Annotated in this window: 22 protein-coding genes; 15 read left to right on the top strand and 7 right to left on the bottom strand. The window is 72.2% G+C overall.

All coding sequences use genetic code 11. The features are described from left to right. Positions 1 to 78: 78 nt before the first annotated feature. Positions 79 to 603, bottom strand: a complete 525-nt coding sequence (locus tag Vse01_RS04125) for a quercetin 2,3-dioxygenase (protein WP_093401227.1) — start codon at positions 601 to 603, stop codon at positions 79 to 81. 101 nt (positions 604 to 704) lie between these two features. On the opposite strand from Vse01_RS04125, the gene Vse01_RS04120 reads away from it, so the two are divergent. Both Vse01_RS04120 and Vse01_RS04115 read left to right on the top strand, forming a co-directional pair. Continuing rightward, positions 705 to 1,370 carry a TetR/AcrR family transcriptional regulator gene (locus tag Vse01_RS04120; protein WP_093401228.1) on the top strand — a complete coding sequence of 222 codons (666 nt, stop codon included), beginning with the start codon at positions 705 to 707 and terminating at the stop codon, positions 1,368 to 1,370. A gap of 45 nt (positions 1,371 to 1,415) precedes the next feature. After that, positions 1,416 to 2,414, top strand: coding sequence for an aldo/keto reductase family protein (locus Vse01_RS04115; protein ID WP_093401229.1), 999 nt, complete (start codon positions 1,416 to 1,418; stop codon positions 2,412 to 2,414). Positions 2,415 to 2,474: 60 nt separating this feature from the next. Here Vse01_RS04115 and Vse01_RS04110 read toward each other — a convergent pair whose 3' ends face one another. Both Vse01_RS04110 and Vse01_RS04105 read right to left on the bottom strand, forming a co-directional pair. Next, the gene (locus tag Vse01_RS04110) at positions 2,475 to 3,266 is read right to left on the bottom strand and encodes a site-2 protease family protein (protein WP_093401230.1); all 792 of its coding nucleotides are present in this window, start codon (positions 3,264 to 3,266) and stop codon (positions 2,475 to 2,477) included. Next, on the bottom strand, positions 3,266 to 3,466 hold the full coding sequence (locus Vse01_RS04105) for a hypothetical protein (protein WP_093401231.1): 201 nt from the start codon (positions 3,464 to 3,466) through the stop codon (positions 3,266 to 3,268). Before Vse01_RS04105 ends, Vse01_RS04110 begins: the two co-directional genes overlap by 1 nt. 117 nt (positions 3,467 to 3,583) lie before the next feature. Here Vse01_RS04105 and Vse01_RS04100 point away from each other — a divergent pair, with 117 nt between their 5' ends. From Vse01_RS04100 to Vse01_RS04080, 5 genes are all read left to right on the top strand, one after another. Continuing rightward, a complete protein-coding gene (locus tag Vse01_RS04100) occupies positions 3,584 to 5,251 on the top strand; it encodes a serine/threonine protein kinase (RefSeq protein WP_093401232.1) in 1,668 nt (555 codons plus the stop codon). Positions 5,252 to 5,303: 52 nt separating this feature from the next. Beyond that, positions 5,304 to 5,510 carry a hypothetical protein gene (locus Vse01_RS04095; protein ID WP_093401233.1) on the top strand — a complete coding sequence of 69 codons (207 nt, stop codon included), beginning with the start codon at positions 5,304 to 5,306 and terminating at the stop codon, positions 5,508 to 5,510. A gap of 74 nt (positions 5,511 to 5,584) precedes the next feature. Further along, positions 5,585 to 7,531, top strand: a complete 1,947-nt coding sequence (locus Vse01_RS04090; protein WP_093401234.1) for a bifunctional adenosylcobinamide kinase/adenosylcobinamide-phosphate guanylyltransferase — start codon at positions 5,585 to 5,587, stop codon at positions 7,529 to 7,531. Further along, complete coding sequence (locus Vse01_RS04085; protein ID WP_093401235.1) at positions 7,521 to 8,294, top strand: adenosylcobinamide-GDP ribazoletransferase; 774 nt, start codon at positions 7,521 to 7,523, stop codon at positions 8,292 to 8,294. Before Vse01_RS04090 ends, Vse01_RS04085 begins: the two co-directional genes overlap by 11 nt. A gap of 67 nt (positions 8,295 to 8,361) precedes the next feature. Beyond that, positions 8,362 to 9,651, top strand: a complete 1,290-nt coding sequence (locus Vse01_RS04080; RefSeq protein ID WP_093401236.1) for a DUF2314 domain-containing protein — start codon at positions 8,362 to 8,364, stop codon at positions 9,649 to 9,651. 152 nt (positions 9,652 to 9,803) lie between these two features. On the opposite strand, the gene gcvT is transcribed toward Vse01_RS04080, so the two are convergent. Next, positions 9,804 to 10,928: a glycine cleavage system aminomethyltransferase GcvT gene (gcvT, locus tag Vse01_RS04075; protein ID WP_093401237.1), complete on the bottom strand. Its 1,125-nt coding sequence runs from the start codon at positions 10,926 to 10,928 to the stop codon at positions 9,804 to 9,806. Positions 10,929 to 11,090: 162 nt separating this feature from the next. On the opposite strand from gcvT, the gene Vse01_RS04070 reads away from it, so the two are divergent. After that, on the top strand, positions 11,091 to 12,662 hold the full coding sequence (locus Vse01_RS04070) for a leucyl aminopeptidase (protein ID WP_093401238.1): 1,572 nt from the start codon (positions 11,091 to 11,093) through the stop codon (positions 12,660 to 12,662). A 159-nt stretch (positions 12,663 to 12,821) separates the two neighbouring features. Here the strand turns inward: Vse01_RS04070 and Vse01_RS04065 are convergent, their stop codons facing one another. Beyond that, positions 12,822 to 13,151, bottom strand: a complete 330-nt coding sequence (locus tag Vse01_RS04065) for a hypothetical protein (protein ID WP_093401239.1) — start codon at positions 13,149 to 13,151, stop codon at positions 12,822 to 12,824. Between the two features lie 179 nt (positions 13,152 to 13,330). Between Vse01_RS04065 and lpdA the strand changes: the two genes are divergently transcribed. After that, the gene (gene lpdA / locus Vse01_RS04060) at positions 13,331 to 14,722 is read left to right on the top strand and encodes a dihydrolipoyl dehydrogenase (protein ID WP_093401240.1); all 1,392 of its coding nucleotides are present in this window, start codon (positions 13,331 to 13,333) and stop codon (positions 14,720 to 14,722) included. Between the two features lie 72 nt (positions 14,723 to 14,794). Continuing rightward, positions 14,795 to 16,606 (top strand): 2-oxoglutarate dehydrogenase, E2 component, dihydrolipoamide succinyltransferase, encoded by a 1,812-nt coding sequence (gene sucB / locus Vse01_RS04055; RefSeq protein WP_093401241.1) that lies wholly within the window; start codon positions 14,795 to 14,797, stop codon positions 16,604 to 16,606. A gap of 98 nt (positions 16,607 to 16,704) precedes the next feature. Here sucB and Vse01_RS04050 read toward each other — a convergent pair whose 3' ends face one another. Further along, positions 16,705 to 17,658, bottom strand: a complete 954-nt coding sequence (locus tag Vse01_RS04050; RefSeq protein WP_093401242.1) for an SDR family NAD(P)-dependent oxidoreductase — start codon at positions 17,656 to 17,658, stop codon at positions 16,705 to 16,707. Between the two features lie 137 nt (positions 17,659 to 17,795). Between Vse01_RS04050 and Vse01_RS04045 the strand changes: the two genes are divergently transcribed. From Vse01_RS04045 to Vse01_RS04035, 3 genes are read left to right on the top strand one after another with little or no spacing between them, the layout of a single operon-like run. Beyond that, entirely contained in the window at positions 17,796 to 18,374 is a 579-nt protein-coding gene (locus Vse01_RS04045; RefSeq protein ID WP_093401243.1) for a TetR/AcrR family transcriptional regulator, read from the top strand. Positions 18,375 to 18,419: 45 nt separating this feature from the next. Further along, entirely contained in the window at positions 18,420 to 19,742 is a 1,323-nt protein-coding gene (locus Vse01_RS04040) for a low temperature requirement protein A (protein WP_093401244.1), read from the top strand. A 53-nt stretch (positions 19,743 to 19,795) separates the two neighbouring features. Then, positions 19,796 to 20,233 carry a type II toxin-antitoxin system Phd/YefM family antitoxin gene (locus Vse01_RS04035; protein ID WP_093401245.1) on the top strand — a complete coding sequence of 146 codons (438 nt, stop codon included), beginning with the start codon at positions 19,796 to 19,798 and terminating at the stop codon, positions 20,231 to 20,233. A gap of 99 nt (positions 20,234 to 20,332) precedes the next feature. Here Vse01_RS04035 and Vse01_RS04030 read toward each other — a convergent pair whose 3' ends face one another. Beyond that, positions 20,333 to 21,172, bottom strand: a complete 840-nt coding sequence (locus Vse01_RS04030; RefSeq protein WP_093401246.1) for an alpha/beta fold hydrolase — start codon at positions 21,170 to 21,172, stop codon at positions 20,333 to 20,335. Between the two features lie 60 nt (positions 21,173 to 21,232). Here Vse01_RS04030 and Vse01_RS04025 point away from each other — a divergent pair, with 60 nt between their 5' ends. Together Vse01_RS04025 and Vse01_RS04020 are read left to right on the top strand one after the other, a co-directional pair. Continuing rightward, positions 21,233 to 21,577, top strand: a complete 345-nt coding sequence (locus Vse01_RS04025; RefSeq protein WP_093401247.1) for a hypothetical protein — start codon at positions 21,233 to 21,235, stop codon at positions 21,575 to 21,577. Between the two features lie 226 nt (positions 21,578 to 21,803). Next, positions 21,804 to 22,811, top strand: coding sequence for an aldo/keto reductase (locus tag Vse01_RS04020; protein WP_093401248.1), 1,008 nt, complete (start codon positions 21,804 to 21,806; stop codon positions 22,809 to 22,811). The last annotated feature ends 39 nt before the right edge of the window (positions 22,812 to 22,850 follow it).

The raw sequence follows: 22,850 nt of genomic DNA, 5'->3' as shown, positions 1-22,850 counted from the left end.
TCTCCCACCGGGCGTGGTGGGGCCGGGCCTGACCGGTCTTGGGGCCCCGCGTCTCGTCCCAGCGGGCGCCGACGGTGGTCACGGCACTGGCCGGTGGGTCGGTTGGTCGGCTTGGCCGGTCGGCTGTTGACCGGGCGGCGGTCCCAGCAGCTCGATCCCGTGCCGCGCGGAGGCGTGACCGAGCGCGGCCGGATCGATCGGCGCCGGGTCCGGCAGCCGACGTTCGAGCGTCGGCACCCCGACGTCGGCGACGTACTCCTCGAAACCGGCGGGGGTGGTCAGTTGCAGCACCCGCAGCGGTTCGTCCGTCCCGACCGCGAAGGTGTGCGGCAGACCCGCCGGCAGCAGCACGAAGTCACCAGGTGCGGCGGTCAGCACCGTGTCGCCGCAGTAGAACGTGGCGGTGCCGGACAGCAGGTAGAACATCTCGTCCTCGACCTGGTGCCGGTGCAGTGGCGGAGCGAATCCGGGCGGGTTGACGAACTCGACAGCGGTGAGCCGGCCGCTGGTCTGCGCACCTGTCGCCTTGACGGTGACCAGATTGCCCAGGAACCAGTACGCCTCCCCCTCGTCGGGGCGGCGGACGAACGGATCGACGGACATGGCGCCTCCCAGGGACTTCATTGGACAGCCAGCTATCGAATAGCCAACCAGCTATTCGATAGCTGGGAGTCTAGTGAATACATTGCTAGTATGACGACGCCATGGATGAAGTCAAGGACGGAAAACCGACCCGGCCGTACCGCTCCCGGATCCGCGAGGAGAACGCCCGCCGCACCCGGCAGGCCGTGGTCGCGGCGGCGACCGACCTCTTCGTCGCGCGGGGCTACACGGCCACGTCGCTGGCCGACGTGGCCGCCGCAGCGGGGGTGGCCAGACCCACCGTGTTCGCCACGTTCGGCGCCAAGGCGGCGCTGCTGCGTCAGGTGCTCGACGAGGCGCTCGCCGGCGACGACGAGCCGGTGCCGGTGGCGCAACGCCCCTGGTACCAGCCGGTCTGGGAGGCCACCACCGGGGGCGAGGTGCTCGACGCGTACGCCGGGGTCTGCACCATGATCGGCGGGCGGACCGCCCGGGTGTTCGAGACCGTCCGCCGCGCCGCCGACAGCAGCCCCGAGGTGGCCGAGGTCTGGCAGACGCTGCTACGCAACCGGCGGCTCGGCGCCACGATGGTGGTCGAGCGGGTGTGCGCCCTGGGTGGGCCGCTGCGCCAGGGCGCCGACATCGAGGCTGCCATCGACGAGGTGTGGTTCTACAACGACCCGGCGCACTACGGCGCGCTGGTGCTGGAGCGTGGCTGGCACGAGGAGACCTTCCGGCAGTGGCTCGGCCGCAGCCTGCGCCATGCGCTGCTGTCGGACCAGGACTGATCACCGTCTCCTGCCGGGGGCATCAGGGCGGGCTAGGGTCAGAGCATGGAATTCCGACACCTGGGCCGCTCCGGCCTCATGGTCAGTGAGATCTCGTACGGCAACTGGATCACCCACGGTTCGCAGGTCGAGGAGGAAGCGGCGTTCGCCTGCGTGCGAGCCGCCCTCGACGCCGGCATCACCACCTTCGACACCGCCGACGTGTACGCCGGCACCCGCGCCGAGGACGTTCTCGGCCGGGCGCTTCAGCAGGAGCGGCGCGAGGGTCTGGAGATCTTCACCAAGGTGTACTGGCCCACCGGGCCGGGCCGCAACGACCGGGGCCTGTCCCGAAAGCACATCATGGAGTCGATCAACGGATCGCTGCGCCGGCTGCGTACCGACTACGTGGACCTCTACCAGGCCCACCGGTACGACTACAGCACCCCGCTGGAGGAGACGATGGAGGCGTTCGCCGACGTCGTGCACTCCGGTAAGGCGCACTACATCGGCGTCTCCGAGTGGAAGGCATCGCAGATCCGCGAGGCGCACGGCCTCGCCCGGGAGCTGCGCATCCCGCTGGTGTCCAGCCAGCCGCAGTACTCGATGCTCTGGCGGGTCATCGAGAGCGAGGTCATCCCCACCAGCGAAGAGCTGGGCCTCGGGCAGATCGTCTGGTCGCCGATGGCCCAGGGCGTGCTCTCCGGCAAGTACCTTCCCGGCCAGCCGCCGCCGTCCGGTTCCCGGGCCACCGACGAGAAGTCCGGCGCGGGCTTCATCGCCAAATGGCTGACCGACGACGTGCTGACCCGGGTGCAGCAGCTCAAGCCGCTGGCCGACCAGGCCGGGCTGACCATGCCCCAGCTGGCCATCGCCTGGGTGCTGCAGAACCCCAACGTGTCGTCGGCCATCATCGGCGCGTCGCGGCCCGAGCAGGTGCACGACAACGTCAAGGCGGCCGGCGTGAAACTCGACGCCGGCCTGCTCAAGGCGATCGACGAGATCGTCGACCCGGTCACCGAGCGGGACCCGGCGCGCACCGAGTCGCCGGCCGAACGGCCCTGACCCACCCCGCCCGGCCGGCGTACCGCACGTCGGCCGGGCGGACGGGCCGCCCGAGCCTGCTCAGCCCTGCCAGAAGCGGATCAGGTCCAGACCTGTCGCGTACAGCCAGGGCGGCAGGCCGAGCGCGTCGCCGACGGCGAAGACGGCGGTGAAGAACCAGCCGCCGATCGTCGGGTTCCACAGCAACGCGAAGAGCAGGATGAACCCGTACGGCGCGAAGAGGTCGTACATCCGCCGGTACTGCGGCGTCAGCCACGGCTGGATCATGTTGCCGCCGTCCAGGCCGGGCACCGGCAGCAGGTTGAGCAGGCTGGCGGTGATCTGGAGGAAGGCCAGCAGGGCCACCGCCGCCCAGAACTCCACCGGCCCACCGCCGCCCGCACCGAGCCGCAGCACCACCACCAGCACGAGCGCGAACAGCACGTTGGTGGCGGGCCCGGCGAGACTGACCAGGGTGTGCCGTAACCGCCCCGGAATGACGTGCCGGTCGACCCAGACGGCGCCACCGGGCAGGCCGATCCCACCGAGGAGTACCACCACCACCGGCAGCGCGATGGACAGCAACGGATGGCTGTACTTCAACGGGTTCAACGTCAGGTAGCCGCGGTGGGCCACCCCCCGGTCACCGCTGCGGTACGCGACCACGGCGTGGGCGTACTCGTGCAGGCACAACGAGACCAGCCAGCCGCAGACGACGAAGCCGAACACCGTGAGCCGGACGTTGCCGATCCCATGCCAGGTCAACACGGCGCTGGTCACCAGCAGGGCGACCAGCGCCAGGAAGACCGGGCTGGGTCGGAAGGCCGCCCGGGGCACCCCGAGCACCAACGGCTCGGAGTCCCTGGGTGTCATCACTCGGCCACGGGCTGCAGGCTCATCCGGTACTCCACCCGATCGTCTTCCAGGAGCGCGACCGAGGTGACGCCGGACGCCGCGAGTTCCCGCCAGGTCTGACCGATCCACGACTCGGCATCCGCCTGACTGCCGAACGACTCGGCCGGCCCGTCGACCGACTCGCCGTTCGCGCCCTCGTACCGCCAGCTCCACGCCATGTGCGCGTCTCCCCTCGCCGCTGCTGCCCCCATGGGACGGACCTCCGCCAGCGTAGTCGTACCGCACGGCCGCCGACCGGGCCACGGGCGTCGATCGGCGGCCGGTACCGTGGCCCGGTGCTGACTCAAGGGGGCGTGCTCAGCGGACGGTACCGGCTGGGCGAGCGGGTGGCGACCGGTGGGATGGGCGCGGTCTGGCGGGCGACGGACCTGCTGCTGGGCCGCGAGGTGGCGGTGAAGGTGCTGTTGCCGGCGTTGACCGTCGAACCCGAGTTCACCACCCGCTTCCGGGCCGAGGCACGGATGCTTGCCGCGCTGCGGCACCCCGGGGTGGTCGCGGTGCACGACGTCGGCCAGGCCACACTCGCCGACGGCAGCCGGGTGGACTACCTGGTGATGGAGTACGTCGAGGGCGAGCCGTTGAGCGCCCGGTTGCGCCGGCTGGGCCGGCTGGACCCGGCCACCACCATGTCCGTCGTGGCCCAGACCGCCGAGGCGCTGCACACCGCCCACCTCGCCGGCATCGTGCACCGGGACGTGAAACCCGGCAACCTCCTGGTCAAGGCGGACGGCCAGGTGGTGCTTGTGGACTTCGGCATCGCCCGCTCCGGCACCACGGCCGGGATCACCGCCGCCCACACGGTGCTCGGCACCGCCTCGTTCATGTCCCCCGAGCAGGCCGGCGGCCAGCCGATCTCCGGGCTGAGCGACATCTACGCGCTCGGCGCCGTGGCGTACCTCTGCCTCGCCGGCCGACCTCCGTTCGTCGGGGACAACCCGCTCGACGTGGCCCTGCGGCGACTGCGGGAAGAGCCACCGCCGCTCCCGCCGGACGTTCCCCCGCCGGTGGCCGAACTGGTGTTCAGAGCCATGGCCAGGCAGCCCGGCGACCGGCACGCCAGCGCGGCGGACCTGGCCGCCGCTGCCCGCGCCAGCGCGCCGGAGCAGGCCCCACCTCCCGGGCCGAGCGGCTTCGCGGTGCCGCCGCCGGCTGCGCATCCGGGGCAGGGTGGCCTGGCCATGGCCACGCCGGTCGGGGCCGAATCCGGTACCGGGGCGATCACCGTGGCGAGCGCCCCGACGCGTCCGGACGGTGGCCGGCGGTTCGGCGCACCGGCCATGGTGACCGCGGTGGCCGGTGTCGTGATCGTCGCCGCGGCGGGGGTGGCGCTCGCAGTGGTGTCGCAGCCGGACGCCGAAGGCGCCGACCCTCCGGTGGCCGCGTCCGCGCCGGACGCGGCGGGACTGGTGACCGCCGGCGAGACCGGCGCGCAGGGCACGGGTGAGCGGTCGGCGAGCCGGTCACCGACAGCCTCCGTACCGACGACGAAGGGCACCTCGTCGCCGGCACCGGGGCGCGACGACGCCGGGGCGGTCACCCCGCAACCGACCCATTCCGCTTCGCCTTCGCCCCGGCCGAGCGCCACACCCAGCAGCGGCGATCAGGCGAACCCCTACACCGCCACCCAGGCGTGCGGCAGCGGCTACCGGCTGATCAACTCGGCGCCGTTGACCGCGGACGGTCGCCGGCAGGCCACCGTCCACCTGCTCTACCACGCGGGCACCGGCTCGAACTGCGTGGTGACGCTGAAGGAGAGCGCGGTCGGCGCGCAGACGGCGGTCTCGGCCTTCCTGGAGGTTCGCGGACGCGGGCGGTCTACCGACGACGGCTCGTTCCGCTACTACGCCGGCCCGGTGCGGGCCGAGGCGGCCGGCACCTGCGTCAAGTGGGGCGGTTCCGCCGGTGGCGCCAGCTACAGCAGCCCCTTCGAGCACTGCGACTGAGCCTGCCGTGGCCGGGTATGTGTTTCGGGAACCCGACGCACAGGAGGCGACAATGACGACACCGATCCCGCAGATGGACACGGCGGAACTGCGCGACATCGCGGTGCGCGGCGGAATCGAAGGGGCGCGGGAGATGGACCGGAACGAACTGATCGACGCCCTGCAGGCCCGCCCCGGTGAGGGTGCCTGGCAGGAGGATCCGAAGCCGGCGAACGTCAACCCCAACGACTTCCGGTACCAGGCCCCCGAGCGGCACTGAACGCGTCGCGGGGCGGCGGTACGGTGCCGCACCTGCGGTGCCCCGGTCGCCCCGCTGGACGTAAGGTACGCAGCATGTCCCAAGACGGGTGGAACACGCTTCTGGTCCTCGGTGGCATCCGGTCCGGCAAGTCGGAGTTCGCCGAGTCCCTGGTAGCCGACGCGCCCACGGTCCGCTACCTGGCCACCGCCGCCGACCCGGGTGACGACCCCGAGTGGGCCGCGCGACTCGCCGCGCACCGCGCCCGCCGGCCCGAGACCTGGAGCACGGAGGAGACCGCGACCGACCCGCGTCGTCTCGCGGACGTGATCTCCAACGCCCGGCCGGAGGAGACGCTGCTCGTCGACGACCTCGGTGGCTGGGTGACCGTGCTGCTCGACCCGGCTCACCAGCCGGCCGACGACACCGCCACCGTCGACGAGCTGGCCGCGGCCGTGCGGTCCTGCGCCGCCCGGCTGGTGCTGGTCAGTCCCGAGGTCGGGCTCTCCCTGGTACCCACCACACCGCTGGGCCGGGCCTTCACCGACGCCCTCGGCGCGGTCAACCGCGCCGTCGCGGACGCCTGCGACACGGTCGTCCTGGTGGTGGCCGGTCAGCCGTGCTGGTTGAAGCCCGCCGTCGGCCAGCCCGCCGTCGGCCACCCCACTCAGGCCGACTCGGCGACGGCCACTCCCGCCCCGATTGCTGCGACGGTGTCCGCCCAGAACGGCCCGACCGCCGCCACGGTGCCCGCACAGGCCGGTCCGACCGGCCAGTCGCCGGTCGGCCCCGATGGTCCGCCGCTGCCCGGCTCACCGCCGGTGACCACCCCACAGGTGCCCGCCGAAACCAACTCCGACGTTGGCGGCACCGGCTGGACCGCGCCCACCATGGCGCTCCCGGCGGCCGCGACCGGCCTGGTCATCCAGCCCGGCATGGAACTGCCCATGCCCGACGAGTACACCGGACCGCAGGCCGTCGAGCGGCTGGCGGGCCTGGACGTGCCGGGCACCGGGCTCGGTGCGCTGGAGCAGGTGATCTCGTTCGCCGCCGCCACCCAGGGCACCCCCACCCCCACGCCGTGGCGGTCGGTGCGGGTGCTGGTGGTGCACGGCGACCACGCCGGCGGGGTCGCCGCCGGCACGGTGACCGGTGAATCGGACCGGCGGGCCGAGCAGGCCCGGGCCGGGCAGGGTGTGCTCGCCCGGCTGGCCGCCGAGAGCGGCGCGAGCCTCCAGGTGGTGGACGCGCCCGCCGCCGCACCCATCGAGCACGGCCCGGCGCTCGACCCCGAGCAGGTGGACTCGGCCCTGCGCTACGGCTGGCGGCTGGCCGAGGAGGCGGCGGATGCCGGCGTACAGCTGCTGGTGCTGGCCGCGTGCGGGGCCGGCGCGGAGGCGACGGCCGCGGCGGTGCTGGCCGCGACCGCCGGCGCCGAACCGCCCGCAGTGCTCGCCCGGGTGGTCACCTCGGGTGGCGAGATCGACGACGTGGCCTGGATGGCCCGCTGCGCCGCGGTCCGCGACGCCCTGCACCGCACCCGTCGTTCCTCCCGGGACGCCGCGAACGTGCTCGCCGAGCTGGGCGGCGGGGACATCGCCGTCGCCACCGGCATCCTGCTGGGTGCGACCGCCCGCCGGCTGCCGGTGCTCCTGGACGGGCCGGTCGGGGTGGCCTCCGCGCTGATCAGTCGGGACCTGGCCGGGCAGGCCCGGCACTGGTGCCTGCTGGCCGACGACGGCGGGCATCCGGCCGTCCGGCTGGCCGCCGACGTGCTCGGCCTGGACCCGTTGACCCAGCTGCGGCTCGACCTCGGCGAGGGGGCGAACGCGCTCACCCTCCTGCCGCTGCTGCGCTCGGCGCTGGCGCTGTCCGCCGCGCTGCCGACCCGCCCCGAGGGCGACGACAGCGAGGGCGGCGAGGTGGACCCCGTCGAGGAGGCGGAGCCCGACTTCCACGAGCCGGAACCCGAGGGGCCCGGCCCGACCACCACCACGCCGGCCGCCGAGCCGGCGGAGACCTCCGCCGCACGTGCCGGCTGAGCCCCGGCTCGGCGACGGGGCGCGGCTGGCGCTGACCACCCTCACCATCCTGCCGCTGCGCGTCGGCCGGATCGACCGGGCCACCGCCGGTACGGCGATGACGCTCGCCCCGGTGGTCGGCCTGCTGCTCGGGGTGCCGCTGGCCGGCGTACTGCTGCTGCTGGACGCCGGCACCGCGCCGCTGGTCGCCGCCGGGGTGACCGTCGCGGTGGCCGCCCTGCTCACCCGGGGGCTGCACCTGGACGGGCTGGCCGACACCGTGGACGCGCTCGGGTCATACCGACGCGGACCGGCCGCTCTGGAGATCATGAAGAAGCCTGACGTGGGGCCCTTCGGCGTGGTCGCTCTGGTCCTCGTCCTGCTGGTGCAGGCCGCGGCGCTGGCCGAGCTGGCCGGTCGGTCCCGTCCCGCGGTGTTCGCGGCCGTGCTGACGGCCACCGCCGCGGGGCGGCTCGGAGTGACGCTGGCCTGCCGCCGTGGGGTGCCGGCGGCGCGCCCCGAAGGGCTGGGTGCGCTGGTCGCCGGCAGCGTCGGACCGATGGCGCTGGGCGTCGCCACCGCCGCCGTCGCGCTGCTGGCGATCGCGGCGGTGCCGCACCGGCCGTGGCAGGGCCCGCTGGCCGTCCTGGCGGCGCTCGCCGTCGCGGCCGGGCTGCTGCGACACGTGGTACGCCGGCTCGGCGGGATCACCGGAGACGTGCTCGGCGCGATCGTCGAGCTGGTCACCACGCTCGTCTACCTGGGACTGGTGCTGTCCGCCTGAGTCGATGGCCCGGCGCCGGGTAGCGTACCTGCGACGACAGCACCGGCGCGGCCACCCGGGGGACGACATGCTCATCACCGACGACTTCCTGCCCGTTCCGGTCCCGGAGTCGCTCAGCGCGACCTACCTGGTGCCGACGGTGGGGCTGCCGTCGGTGACCGCCCGCACGGCCGTCGGGAAGTTGGCCGGCCGGCTCGCCGAACCGGTGTACGGGCTGGCCCGGCAGATGCTGGACAGTCCGCTGATGAGCGTCGACATCCGGCCGGTCGGCGAGTTTCCCGAGCTGCCGCCGGACCTGCTCACCGCCTTCGGGGCCAGCGAGGCGCAGCTGGACCGGCTCGCCGCGGCGACCCACCTGGTGGTGGTGCAGGCGGAGTACCGGCCGGGTTGGCCGCCCGCCCACGAGTGGGCCGCCCGGGCGGTGGCCGCGGCGGTCGCCGAGGCAGTGGGTGGCGACGTGGTGGACGTCTTCGGCCTGCAGTTCCTGGACCCTGCCGCGGCGCTGCGCTCGCTGCCCGACGCGCAGGGCCGGGTCCGGCTGGTCGACTGGGTGCTGGTGCCCTACTCGTCGGACGCCGAGGGGCTCTGGTTCACCACCAAGGGACTGCGCCGCTTCGGCCTGCTGGAGTTGCAGACCCAGGGGGTACCCGACCATCTCACCCGGGCCTGGGGCGCGGTGATGACCGGTGCCGCCCGACGCCTGCTGCGGGACTGGACCGACGGGCTGGCCGGCGAGGAGGTGCCGGCGTTCGTGCAGCTACCGGTGCTGGCCACGGTGACCGGACACGACATCGCGGTGGCGTACGGCAATCCGGAGCAGCACGGGGCGACCGCGCCGGTGCTGCTGCGCCTGGAGCTGGATCCGGCCACCGACCCGGACGCCGACTCCTTCCTCAGCCTGCGCCCGCCGGCCGGGCATCCCGGTCCGGCCGGACGCTACTTCGCCAACGCCTGCGCCACCCTCTTCTCCGGGATTCAGCCCGACGTGCGGTACGCCCGCGCCGGTGACGCGATGAGCCGGGCGATCGCCACCGCCCGCGCCGGGCTGGCGGACATCCGGGCCCGGTTCCGCGACGGTCAGCTGCCACCGGAGACGCAGCTGGTCGTCAAGTACGGGCTGCCGGGCGACGACGGCCCGGAGTACGTCTGGGCCGGCGTGACGGACTGGGACACCCCGGACCGGATCGTCGGGGCCAGCGCCAGCGACGCCAACACCGACCCCACCGTACGAATCGGCTCCCCCGTCGTGGTGGAGGTCGCCGACATCGTCGACTGGGCCGTCCTCGGCACCAGCGGCGTCATCGAGGGCGGCTGGACCCAAGCCGTCCTAGACGCCGGCCAACCCCCCACCCCCTAACCTCCCCCCCCGGTCCCCCCACCCCCCACCCCCCGGGTCCCCCCGGACCTTCGCGTTGATCAAGAAGTTTGCGTCGGGTTCCGTGCTGCACGGCGACGCAAACTTCTTGATCAACGCGGTTCTGCCGGTGGGGTGGGTGGGTGGGGTGGGGGTTATTTGACGGAGGGGTGGATGAAGGGGGGGCGGGTTAGGTGGACGGGGGTGCGGCGGTTGCGGATGTCGACGTGGAGCTCGGCGCCGTCGGGCAGGGCGGGGGCGGTGTCGATCAGGGCGAGGGCGATGCCCTGCTTCAGCGTGGGGCTGAAAGTGCCGCTGGTGACGGTGCCGACCCGGGTGTCGCCCGCGTACACGGCCATGCCGGGGCGGGGAATGCCGCGCTCGACGGCGACCAGGCCGCGCAGCGTACGCGCCGGACCGGCGGCCTTCTCCGCGACCAACACGTCGCGACCCCAGAAGGCCGGCTTGTCCCAGCCGACCGCCCAACCGGAGCGGGCCTGCACCGGCGTGATCTCCAGCGAGAGATCCTGCCCGTGCAGCGGGTACCCCATCTCGGTGCGCAGCGTGTCCCGGGCGGCCAGCCCGCACGCCTGCGGCGCCGGCTCGGCGGCGAACAACGCGTCCCAAACCGCGACCGCGTCGCCGGCCGGGACCACCAACTCGTAGCCCAGTTCGCCGGTGTAGCCGGTACGGCACACGGTCAGCTCGACCGGGCCGAGCGTCGCCCGGGTGAAACTCATGTACCCGTGCTCGGTGGGGAGACCCAGATCGCTCAGCAGTTCCGCCGACCGGGGCCCCTGCACGGCCAGTACCGCGTACCCCTCGTGTTCGTCGCTGATCGTGACCTGCGACGGCGCGGCGGCGCGCAGCCGGCGTACCACCTCGGCGCTGTTCGCCGCGTTCGGGATGAGGAAGACGTGGTCGTCGGCGTGCAGGTAGGCGATGATGTCGTCCACCACCCCACCGGTCGCCTCGTCGCAGCAGAGGGTGTACTGCGCCCGGCCCGGCCCGATGCGGCCCAGGTCGTTGCTGAGGCAGGTGTTGACGAATTCCGCCGCCCCCGGCCCGGTCACCCGCACCTTGCCCAGGTGTGACACGTCGAACACGCCGACATCGGTACGCACCGCGGTGTGCTCGCGCAACACCCCGCCGCCGGCGTACTCCAGCGGCATCTCCCAGCCGCCGAACGGAGCGAACTTGGCGCCGAGCGCGGTGTGCCGGCCGGCCAGCGGAGAACGACGCAGCCGGGTCGCGGCGGCGTCGGTGGTCACCTCGGTCATGGGTGGCAACTTACCGGGACGCACCGGGCTGGTTAGCATCGGCGGGACCGCCGGATGACCCGGCGGGGCAGCAATGACGTCCGGCGGGTAATCATCCGTCGGGGAACTCCATCGCCGGTACGCCACCACGCGACCGGCCCGGCCCGCCCGGGAGCAGCCTCCGTGACATCGCCCAGCACCACCCTGAGCCTGGTCGACACCGACCCCGCCGAGCTCGCCGTCGACGCGATCGTGATCGGCGTGCACAGTACGACCGGCGAGCAGGACGCCACCAGCGGCCTCGCCGGCACCCTGCTGCTCGCCAGCGGCGCCGAGAGCATCGCCGCCGCCTTCGACGGCAAGCTGACCGAGACGCTGGCACTGCTCGGTGCGACCGGCGGCCCGGGCGAGGTGATCAAGTTGGCGACGCTGGGCACGGTCACCGCGCCGGTGCTCGCCGCCGTCGGCCTCGGCCCGGAGCCCAGTGGTGCGGCACCCGCCCCGGAGACGCTGCGCCGGGCGGCGGGCGCCGCCGTGCGTGCCCTGGCCGGCTCGGCCCGCGTGGCGATGACGCTGCCGCTGCCGGACGACGCCGACGCCGCCGACGCGCTGCGCGCGGTCGCCGAGGGCGCGCTGCTGGGCGGTTACCGTTTCGCCGGGTACAAGACCCGTCCGCAGCCGACCCGCCGCGAGCCGGTCGCCGAGGTGCTGGTGGCCGTACCGGACGCTGCGGACGCGGCAGCACAGGCCGAGGTGGTCCGGGCCCAGACGGTGGCCGGCGCGGTTCGACGTACCCGCGACTGGGTCAACATCGCCCCGAACGAGCTGCGCCCGCCGGCCTTCGCCGACGCGGTCGCCGAGGCGGGTCGGGCGGCCGGTCTCGACGTCGAGGTGCTCGACGAGGTCGCTCTGCGCGAGGGCGGGTACGGCGGCATCATCGCCGTCGGTCAGGGCTCGGAGGCCCCACCACGACTGGTCAAGTTGACCTACACCCCGGACGGTGGCGGCACCGGTAAGCGGGTCGCCCTCGTCGGCAAGGGCATCACCTTCGACACCGGTGGCATCTCGATCAAGCCGGCCCAGGGCATGTGGGAGATGAAGTCCGACATGGCCGGGGCGGCGGCGGTGGCGGCCACCATGCTGGCGGTGGCCGAGCTGAAGCCGTCCGTGGCGGTGACCGGTTACGTGCCGATGGCGGAGAACATGCCGTCCGGGACCTCGTACCGGCCCGGCGATGTGGTCACCATGTTCAACGGCAAGAAGGTGGAGGTGCTCAACACCGACGCCGAGGGCCGGATGATCCTCGGTGACGCGATGGCCCGGGCCTGCGCCGACGGCTGCGACTACCTGTTCGAGACCTCCACCCTGACCGGCGGCCAGGTCGTCTCGCTGGGCAAGCGGATCTCCGGCGTGATGGGTACCGCCGAACTGTGCGAGCGGGTCCGCGGTGCCGGTGACGCGGTCGGCGAGCCCGCCTGGCCGATGCCGCTGCCGGACGACGTGCGCAAGGGCATGGACTCCGACGTCGCCGACATCTCTCAGGTCAACGCGGGCATGGACCGGGCCGGCCACATGCTCCAGGGCGGTGTCTTCCTGCGCGAGTTCGTCACCGACGATGTCGCCTGGGCGCACATCGACATCGCCGGCCCCTCGTACCACGCAGGCGAGGCGACCGGCTACTGGACCAAGGGCGGCACCGGCGTCCCGGTCCGCACCCTGCTGCACCTGATCGACGACGTGGCCGCCAACGGCTGAGCCCCGCGCAGGCTGCGCGGGGCTGCGCAGGTTTCGATCAGTTTCGGGGAAGTTGTTGTGTCCACGCGCCGGGAGGCAGTAACTTCCCCGAAACTGCTGCCTCCCGGCGCGGGCGCGGGGCGCGGGGCGGTAAGCGCGCGGCTGCGGCGCGGATGCGGGTCAGTACTGCTCGGGGCGGCGTTTGCGGCGCTCGTTGTAGTCGCGCATGCGTTGCGGGTAGCCCATCAGCGCCACGTCGTAGATCGGGATGCTCAACCGGTACGCGAACCGCCGCGCGCCGTCCGGCCCGTCGATCCGGCGTCGGGTCCACTCGCCGTCGTCGGCAATGAGGATCACCGTGGTCTCGGTGACTGTGGTACGCGGTTCGATGTACGCCTCGACGCCCTTACGGGTACGGACGAAGTTCTCAAGGTGCTCCAGATCGGCACGATTAGCCGTACGGTCAGGGTCAGCCGCGCGTGGTCGCTTGCTTCGCCGGAACAGTCCCACCGAGCCGTCTCCCCAGTCGTGGCGTATCGAAGGCAGAGCCAAGGGTACGTGGCGGCAACGTGTCGTTGGGCACCTCGGTACGCGGGTGCGACGCGGTGGTGACAAGATGGCCGAGGTGGGGTGTGTCCGTGTTACCCCGCCGTGACCCCCGATGCAGCGAAGCGACCTGGGAGTTGGACGTGAGCGAGCCGAACGACGCAACCTTCGACATCGTCATCCTCGGAGGTGGTAGCGGCGGTTACGCGACCGCACTGCGTGCCGCCCAGTTGGGCCTTTCCGTGGCGCTGGTCGAGAAGGGCAAGCTCGGCGGCACCTGCCTGCACAACGGCTGCATCCCGACCAAGGCGCTGCTGCACGCGGCCGAGATCGCCGACCAGACCCGCGAGTCGGAGCAGTTCGGTATCAAGGCCGAGCTGGTCGGCATCGACATGGCGGGGGTCAACTCGTACAAGGACGGCGTGATCTCGCGGCTCTACAAGGGCCTGCAGGGGCTGGTCAACGGCAACAAGTCGATCACCTTCGTCGCGGGGTACGGCAAGCTTGTCGCGCCGAACGCGGTCGAGGTGGACGGCAAGCGGTACACCGGCCGCAACGTGGTGCTGGCCTCCGGGTCGTACGCCAAGAGCCTGCCGGGCCTGGAGGTCGACGGCGAGCGGGTCATCACCAGCGACCACGCCCTGACCCTGGACCGGGTCCCCGCCTCGGCGATCGTGCTCGGCGGCGGCGTGATCGGCGTCGAGTTCGCCAGCGTGTGGAAGTCCTTCGGAGTGGACGTGACGATCGTCGAGGCGCTGCCCCGGCTGGTCGCCGCCGAGGACGAGGAGTCGTCGAAGGCGCTGGAGCGGGCCTTCCGCAAGCGGAAGATCAACTTCAAGGTCGGCAAGCCGTTCGAGAAGGTCGAGAAGACCGACAACGGCGTGAAGGTGACAATCGCCGGCGGCGACACCGTCGAGGCCGAGCTGCTGCTGGTCGCGGTCGGCCGGGGCCCGAACACCGCCGACCTCGGCTACGAGGAGCAGGGCGTGAAGATGGACCGGGGCTACGTGCTGACCGACGAGCGGCTGCGCACGAACGTGCCGAACGTCTACGCCGTGGGCGACATCGTGCCCGGTCTCCAGCTCGCCCATCGCGGTTTCCAGCAGGGCATCTTCGTCGCCGAGGAGATCGCCGGCCAGAACCCGGCGGTGATCGACGAGGCGGGCATCCCCCGGGTCACCTACAGCGACCCGGAGCTGGCGTCGGTCGGCCTCACCGAGGCGAAGGCCAAGGAGCAGTACGGCGCTGACAAGGTCAAGACCTACAACTACAACCTCGGCGGCAACGGCAAGAGCCAGATCCTCAAGACGGCCGGCTTCGTGAAGCTGGTGCGGGTCGAGGACGGTCCGGTGGTCGGCGTGCACATGGTCGGCGCGCGGGTCGGCGAGCTGGTCGGCGAGGCGCAGCTGATCTACAACTGGGAGGCGTACCCGGGCGAGGTGGCGCAGCTCGTGCACGCCCACCCGACGCAGAACGAGGCCTTGGGCGAGGCGCACCTGGCCCTCGCCGGCAAGCCGCTGCACGCGCACGCCTGATCACGACGTACCCGCGGCGTCCGGCGACGGGCGACGCTCCCCCCACCAGGGAAATGAAGGAGTCTGGAGAACATGCCGGTATCGGTCACCATGCCCCGGCTCGGCGAGAGCGTCACCGAGGGCACCGTCACGCGCTGGCTCAAGCAGGAGGGTGACACCGTCGAGGTCGACGAGCCGCTGCTCGAGGTTTCCACCGACAAGGTCGACACCGAGATCCCGTCCCCGGCGGCCGGGGTGCTGACCCGGATCGTGGTGGGCGAGGACGAGACGGCCGAGGTCGGCAGCGAGCTGGCGGTGATCTCCGGCGAGGGCGAGTCGGCCGGCGGCGGAGCCGCCCCGAAGCAGCAGGAGGCCCCCGCCGAGCAGGCCGCCGAGGCTGCGGCGGAGCCGGAGGCCGAGGCGGAGCAGCCCGCCGTCGAGGAGCCGGCCGAGCAGCCGGCGCAGGCGGCCCCGGCGCCGTCGGGCGAGGGAACTCCGGTGCAGATGCCGGCACTGGGCGAGAGCGTGACCGAGGGTACGGTCACCCGCTGGCTCAAGCAGGTCGGCGAGACCGTCGAGGTCGACGAGCCGCTGCTGGAGGTCTCCACCGACAAGGTCGACACGGAGATTCCCTCGCCGGTCGCCGGTACCGTCCTGGAGATCAAGGTCGCCGAGGACGAGACCGCAGAGGTCGGCGCGACCCTGGCCGTGGTTGGTGCCGCCGGTGCCGCGCCGGCCGAGGCGAAGCCGGAGCCGAAGCCCGCGGCGGAGGCGAAGCCCGAGCCGGAGCCCGAGGCGAAGCCGGAGCCGCAGGTCTCCGAGCCGACGCCCGGCATGTCGTACAACGAGCCGGCCGCCGAGGCCGAGACCGCGCAGGAGCCGGTCAAGGCCGAGCAGGCGGCGCAGCCGCCGGCCGCGGCCCCGCAGCGCGCGGCGGCGCCGTCCAACGGCGGCGAGCAGGCAGCCGGTTACGTGACCCCGCTGGTACGCAAGCTGGCCAGCGAGCACAACGTGGACCTCGCCTCGGTCAATGGCACAGGTGTCGGCGGTCGGATCCGCAAGCAGGACGTGCTGGAAGCGGCTGAGAAGGCCAAGGCGGCCAAGGCTGCGCCGGCACCGGCGGCAGCACAGCCGGCGGCGGGTGCACCGGCGAAGCCGGCCGCCAAGCCGCAGCCGAGCGCCAAGCGGGGCACCACCGAGAAGCTGCCGCGCATTCGCGCTGCCATCGCCAAGCGGATGCTCTCGTCGCTGCACGAGATGGCGCAGCTCACCACGGTGGTCGAGGTGGACGTCACGAAGGTCGCCAAGCTGCGGGCGCAGGCCAAGGAGTCGTTCCAGCAGCGGCACGGTGTCAAGCTGTCGTTCCTGCCGTTCTTCGCTCTCGCGGCCATCGAGGCGCTTCAGGCGTACCCGATCGTCAACGCCAGCATGGACCTGGACGGCGGGACGATCACCTACCCGGACGCCGAGAACCTCGGCATCGCGGTGGACACCGAGCGGGGCCTGCTGGTGCCGGTCATCCACAACGCCGGTGACCTCAACCTGGGCGGTATCGCCAAGCGGGTCGCCGACCTGGCCGAGCGGACCCGGACCAACAAGATCAGCCCGGACGAGATCGCCGGTGCGACCTTCACGCTGACCAACACCGGCAGCCGGGGCGCTCTCTTCGACACCCCGATCGTGCCGTCGCCGCAGTCGGCGATGCTGGGTACGGGTGCCGTGGTCAAGCGTCCGGTAGTGGTGAACGACCCGGATCTGGGCGAGGTCATCGCGGTACGCCAGATGGTCTACCTGGCCCTGTCCTACGATCACCGGCTGATCGACGGTGCCGACGCGGCCCGCTTCCTGACCGCGGTCAAGGAGCGCCTGGAGGCCGGCAACTTCGAAGCCGAACTGGGCCTGTAACCCCAGCGCACCAGCAGGGCGCCCCGGTCTTCCGGACCGGGGCGCCCTGCTGTCTGCCCCTGCCTACCCGCACCCCGACCCCGCCCGCCCCCTGTTGATCAGGAGGTTAGCGGCGTTGTTGATTGGGTGCTGAGGTTCCAGAGGCGGTGGGCGGATTCGGGGTCGAGGGCGTAGTCGGCCACGCCGGTGCGCGTGCCGGGCTGGTGGGGGCCGGCCTGTTGGCAGTCCTCGAAGTAGCGGCCGCCGACCCCGTCGAGCAGCGGTGAGGTGGCCACCAGGACCGAGGTGGCGGCCCCCTGCTCCGGGGTCTTCCAGGATGGCGTGGCCGGCCCGCTCTGGGCGCGCATCCGAGCCAGGTCGTCCTCGGTCACGTAGCGCTGGAGGTTGGTACGGATCGCGCCGGGGTGCAGCGCGTTGACCAGGATGCCGTCGTCGGCCCAGCGCCTGCTCGCCTCGACCGCGAAGAGGATGTTGGCGGTCTTGGACTGCCCGTACGCGGCCCACGGCTCGTAGACCCGGCGCTCGAAGTTGATGTCGTCGAAGACGACAGGTGAGCGCAGATGCGCCGCCGAACTGACCGAGACGATCCGGGCGCCCTGCGCGGCGGCGAGGGCCGGGTGCAGCCCGGTGGCGAGCGCGAAGTGCCCCAGGTGGTTGGTGGCGAACTGCATCTCCCAGCCCTGCGGGGTACGCATCTCCGGCGAGGCCATCATGCCGGCGTTGTTGACCAGGATGTGCAGCGGGCCGTCCCAGTTCGCCACGAAGGCGGCCACCGAGGCCGGGTCGGCCAGGTCGAGCGGGGCCACGGTGACCCGGTCATTGCCGGTCGTACCGATGATTTCCGCTGCCGCCCGGTCGCCCTGCTCGGGCTTGCGGACGGCGAGGGTGACGTCGGCTCCGGCGGACGCGAGCGCCCGGGCGGTCTCCACGCCGATGCCCGACCCGCCGCCGGTGACGACGACCCGGCGCCCGGTGAGGTCGATGCCGGCGACGACCTCCAGCGCGGTGGACGCCGCGGTGAACGGGGTGCTGACAGGTGTGCCGATGGTCATGATCCATCCTTGTCTCAGATGTGCGGCGGGTCGGTCCGCCGCTACGATGAGAAGCGGAGGCTCCTCCGTTACCGCCAGGCTAACCGGAGGTTCCTCCGTTTGCCAACCGGTCGGAGGCCGACTGTCAGGAGGAGTACGTGCCGGAGCAGCCATCCCGACCGTTGCGCGCCGACGCGCTGCGCAACCGCCAGCGGTTGCTGGAGGCGGCCGTCCGGGCGTTTTCCCGGTCCGGGGCGGAGGTAACCCTGGAGCAGATAGCCCGCGACGCCGGAGTCGGAATCGGCACGCTCTACCGGCACTTCCCCACCCGCGAGGCGTTGGTCGAGGCCGCCTACCGCAACGAGTTGGAGCGCCTCTGCGACTCCGCCGCCGAGCTGCTCGACCGGCTGCCTCCGGAGGCGGCGACCCGGGCCTGGATGGACCACTTCATCGACTACCTCGCCACCAAGCGGGAAATGGCCGACGCGCTGCGCCTGGTGATCGCTGCCGGCACCAACCCGTTCGCGCAGAGCCGGGACCGGCTGCTCTCAGCCCTGACCCGACTGCTGGCGGCGGGCGCGGCAGCCGGCACCATCAGGTCGGACGTGGAACCCGGTGACGTCCTCGCCGGGCTCAGCGGAGTGTCGCTCGCCGCCGGCGGCCGGGAACAGCGCGACCAGGCCCGACGCCTGCTCGACCTGTTGATGGACGGCCTGCGGTACCGCCGGCCTGACTGATCGGAAACGGGCGTACGCCCAGGTCGGCGCTGCCAGACTCAGCCCGTGGGCGACATGGGCTGGCGAGGGCGGCTCGGGCCGGCCGTCGGCGTCGCACCCGGCGCCCGGGTCGACAAGTTCGAGATCTTCTTCGACCTGGTCTTCGTCTTCTCGTTCTTCATCATCACCCGCGCCACCGCCGCCAACATCAACGGTCGCCAACTGCTGCACGCCGCCCTCGTGCTGGCCGTGCTCTGGTGGTGCTGGGTGGTGCACACGGTGGTCGCCACCCGGATCCGCATCGGCGAGGGTTTCGTGCCGGTGCTGATGGTCGTCGGGATGGCCGCGCTCTTCTGCTTCGCCCTCGCCCTGCCGCAGGCGTTCATGGACCACAAGGACGAAGCGGGTCCGGTCGTGGTCGCGGTCAGCTACGTGGTCATCCGGGCCATCCACCTGATCCTGTTCCTGCACGTCGTACGGAACGATCCGACCGAACGCCGGCAACTGCTCCGATACGCCCCCGAACTGGCGCTGAGCACCATGCTGCTGCTCGTCGCGGCACTGCTACCCACCCACATCCCCGATGCCGGGACGGCCGCCCTCGTCCGCGACGCGCTCTGGGTGAGCGTGGTGCTGCTCCAGTACGGCACCGGGCTGCTGGCCCGCACCTGGGGCTGGCAGGTGACCTCGGCGGAGCACTGGACCGAGCGGTACGACCTGATCCTGATCATCGCGCTCGGCGAGTCGGTGATCTCCGTCGGCGTCGGCAGCAACCTGCTCGGCCAGGCACCGACCTGGCCCGGGGTGACCGCCGCCGTCTTCGGGATCTTCTTCACCGCCGCCCTCTGGTGGGTGCACTACGACCTGATCGGCCCGGCCGCCCGGATCGCCCTGCACGCCAGCCTGGGTCGCGCCCGGGTGCTGATGGCCCGAGACGCCTACGCGTACCTCTACCTGCCGATGATCGCCGGGATCATCCTGTTCGCCCTCGGTGCCGAGGGCATCGTGCACGACGTCGCCGAGCCCGGCGTGCCGGTGACCGAGCCGGCCCACGGGCCGGACGTGCCGATGCTGTTCGGTGGGGTGTTCCTCTACCTGCTCGGGAACATGGCGTTCCAGCTACGCACCCTGCACACGCTGACCTGGACCCGGGTCGGCACCCTGGTCGTGCTGCTCGTCGCGATCCCGGTCGCCATGCCGATGCCCGGGCTGGCCGCTCTCGGGCTGCTCACCGCGATCTGCGTCGGCCTGGTCTTCGCCGAGGTGGTGCTGATGTCCGAGGCCCGGCACACGCTGCGTGCGGTGGTCTTCGAGGAACGCACCGCTCACGAGACCAACGAGGCCGCCTACCGCGCCCGCTGGCACGGCCAACCCCCCGGCACGACCTAACGCGAAAGAAGCAGGTTGTAGCACTTTGTAGCACCCTCACCCAGCATGGGACCATGGCGAAGCACGCGCACAGGGAGATCACCCAGCGAGAGTTGCGCAACGAGTCCGGGTCGATCATGCGCGGCGTGGAGCGGGGTGATTCCTTCATCATCACGCGCAACGGCACGCCGATCGGCAAGTTGATCCCGCTCCGGCAACGCACCGAGGCCACGTTCGACCCACTGCCCTTCGACGCCGAGGCGGCAGGCGCCTTCGGCCTGATCACTGGCGCGGTCCCGGCCACCGGCCGCACCACCCGTCGTACCTGGCGCTTGGCGGCCACCATGCCGCCGCCCGCATCCTCGTCACTGCCGACCAGATCGCCCCCGCCGAAACCCGAGCGCGCCCCCATCGCCCGCGCTGCACTCGCCGCCGTTTTGCACGCCGGCCCTACCCCCGCCGACCTCACCCGCCTCGCCACCACCATCGGCCTGACCTTGGTCAGTACGTAACGTCCACGCCCGCTGGAGCTGCTGGCAGTCCCCGGCCGACGATTGACGATCAGCACCGACCCTGCCGGAGGTGGCTCGGATGCAACCGCTGGCCAGCGATCACGAATCACCGGCCTCCAGCAGGGCCTGGGCGGTGAGCCAACGGTGCAGCGTCATGGCCAGTCGTACGGGCTGGTCGAGCTGGACCAGGTGGCCTGCATCCTCGATCAGCTTGAGCTGGGCGCCCGGGACGAGGTCGGCCAGTCGGTGGGCACGGTCGACCGGGATCCAGGTGTCGTCCGTACCCCACACCACCAGGACCGGCAGGTCCAGACGGGGGTAAAGGTCCTGGATCTCGTCGGTGTAGCGCTGGTCCGCCTGGGCGATCTGCCGGTAGAAAGCGGCCTGCCCGGTCGCATCGAGCCACGGAGACACGAGTGCCTGCATCTGGTCGGGTGTGAGACCCCGGTGGCTGGCTCCGGCGATGTAGGCCCGAAGCGCTCCTTCGTGGACGGCGGGCGGCATGGCGCTGAAAACGTCGACGTTCTCGCGTACCAGCCGGAAGAAATCCGAGCCCCAGGGAGCCAGCGCCACCACGTCGACCAGCGCCAGCGACGCGAACGAACAGCCGTGCAGGAGACGAGCCCGCAACGCGACGGCCCCGCCGTAGTCGTGCGCCACGACATGTGGGGACGGCAACTCCCAGTACGAGAGGAGGTCGGCCAGCAACTCACCCTGGACGTCGAGCGACACCCGGTGCTCTGGCAGCTTCGAGGAGAGCCCGTAACCGGGCATGTCCCACAGGTGGACCGTGAGCTGGTCGCTCAGGGCCTCGGCGTAGGGGCCCCACAACTGCGACGACCACGGCGTCCCGTGGCAGAACACGACGGCGGGCCCGGAACCCGTCCGACCCCATCGGACCGTACGTCCGCGCCACTCGAACTCTTCCGTCAGATCCATCCGGCCAAGGTTGCCAGACGGCCATCGGTGCGAGCAGCTTCGGCTGGCTAAGCTGCGCCGGTGAGCGGAGGACGCGAGCAGACGGTCGAAGAAGCGCTCGACGAGTTGCGGAGCGAGTTCGGGGCCGATGACGGCTCCTTCCTGCTGCAACTACGCATCGACCTGACATGGGATCGCGCTGCCTTCGCCCGCCTGGCGGCGGCGATGCGCGTCGTCTGTGAGCGGTACGACCGCCGCGAGGCGCCCGACCGGTGGCTGGTGGAGGGCTTTCGCTCGATCCCGAGCTGGGTTGCCGGGCATACCGCGCACCCCAGCTTCCCCCGGCCAGAACCCGAGAGCTACTACGTCGCGAGCCTCGACCGGCTGCGGGACCTGGCCGCCTGCTTCCTCCACGGCATCAAATGATGCCGGCCACGACGTCGGCAGCTGTCATCCTGCCCGACGGCACCGGCCGACCGGCTCCGATAGCGTGCACGGCGACCGGTCGACCGGCTGGGACTGTTCAGCCGGTCGCTGGTCGGCCCGGACCGCGAGGCCGCCACCGAGGCACCTGACCTCCGTACGCGCCACCGCCACACCCGCGCAGGGCGCGCTTGACTTCGAGTGCGCTCCAAGCGCGACGCTTGGCGGCATGACGACGACACGGAAACTGGGTCGCAGCGGGATCGAGGTCAGCGCGATCGGCATGGGGTGCTGGGCGATCGGCGGACCGCTGTGGGGTGACGACCGGCAGCCGTTGGGCTGGGGCGAGGTGGACGACGAGGAGTCGGTACGGGCCGTGCACGCGGCGCTTGAGCACGGCGTGACCTTCTTCGACACGGCCAGCAACTACGGGGCCGGACACAGCGAGCGGGTGCTCGGCCGAGCGCTCGCCGGGCGGCGGGACCGGGTGGTGATCGCCACCAAGTTCGGCTTCACCTCCGACGAGGCGACCCGCCGGGCCACCGGCGAGGACCACCGTCCCGAGTACGCGGTGGCCAGCCTGGAGGCGTCGCTGCGCCGGCTCGGCACCGATCACGTCGACCTGTTGCAACTGCACCTGAACGACCTGGCGCCGGCGCTCGCGCTCGACCTGGTCGACACGCTGGAGGGCCTGGTCACCCAGGGCAAGATCCGGGCGTACGGGTGGAGCACCGACCACCCCGACTCGGCCACCGCCTTCGCACCGGCCGCCCCGCACTGCACGGCGATCCAGCACGACCAGTCCGTGCTGCGGGACAACGCCGACATGCTGGCGGTCTGCGAGAAGTACGACCTGGCCAGCATCAACCGGGGGCCGCTGGCGATGGGGCTGCTGACCGCCGCGACCCGGTCGCTTGGCGACGACGACGTGCGGGGGCGGGCACCGGAGTGGTTGCCCTGGTTCACCGACGGCAGGCCGGCGCCGCAGTGGGCGCAGCGGGTGGCTCGGGTACGCGAGGCACTCACCGCCGACGGCCGTACCCTCGCCCAGGGCGCGCTCGGCTGGCTGCTGACCCGCAGCCCGCGTACGGTGCCGATCCCCGGTTTCCGCACGGTGGCGCAGGTCGAGGAGAACGCCCGGGTGCTCACCCTCGGGCCGCTGCCCGCCGACGCCTACGACGAGGTCGAGCGGCACCTGTCGGAGCTACGTCGGGACGGGGCCGCCACGCGGGCGTGACCGACTCGACCGGGCCGGGTCGCCGCGCGTACCCGAAGA

This window comes from Micromonospora sediminimaris (genome assembly GCF_016863575.1).
In the GTDB taxonomy this organism is placed as follows: domain Bacteria; phylum Actinomycetota; class Actinomycetes; order Mycobacteriales; family Micromonosporaceae; genus Micromonospora; species Micromonospora sediminimaris.
Note: the sequence above shows the minus strand (reverse complement) of the source record. Positions and strands in the feature narration are given on the sequence as shown.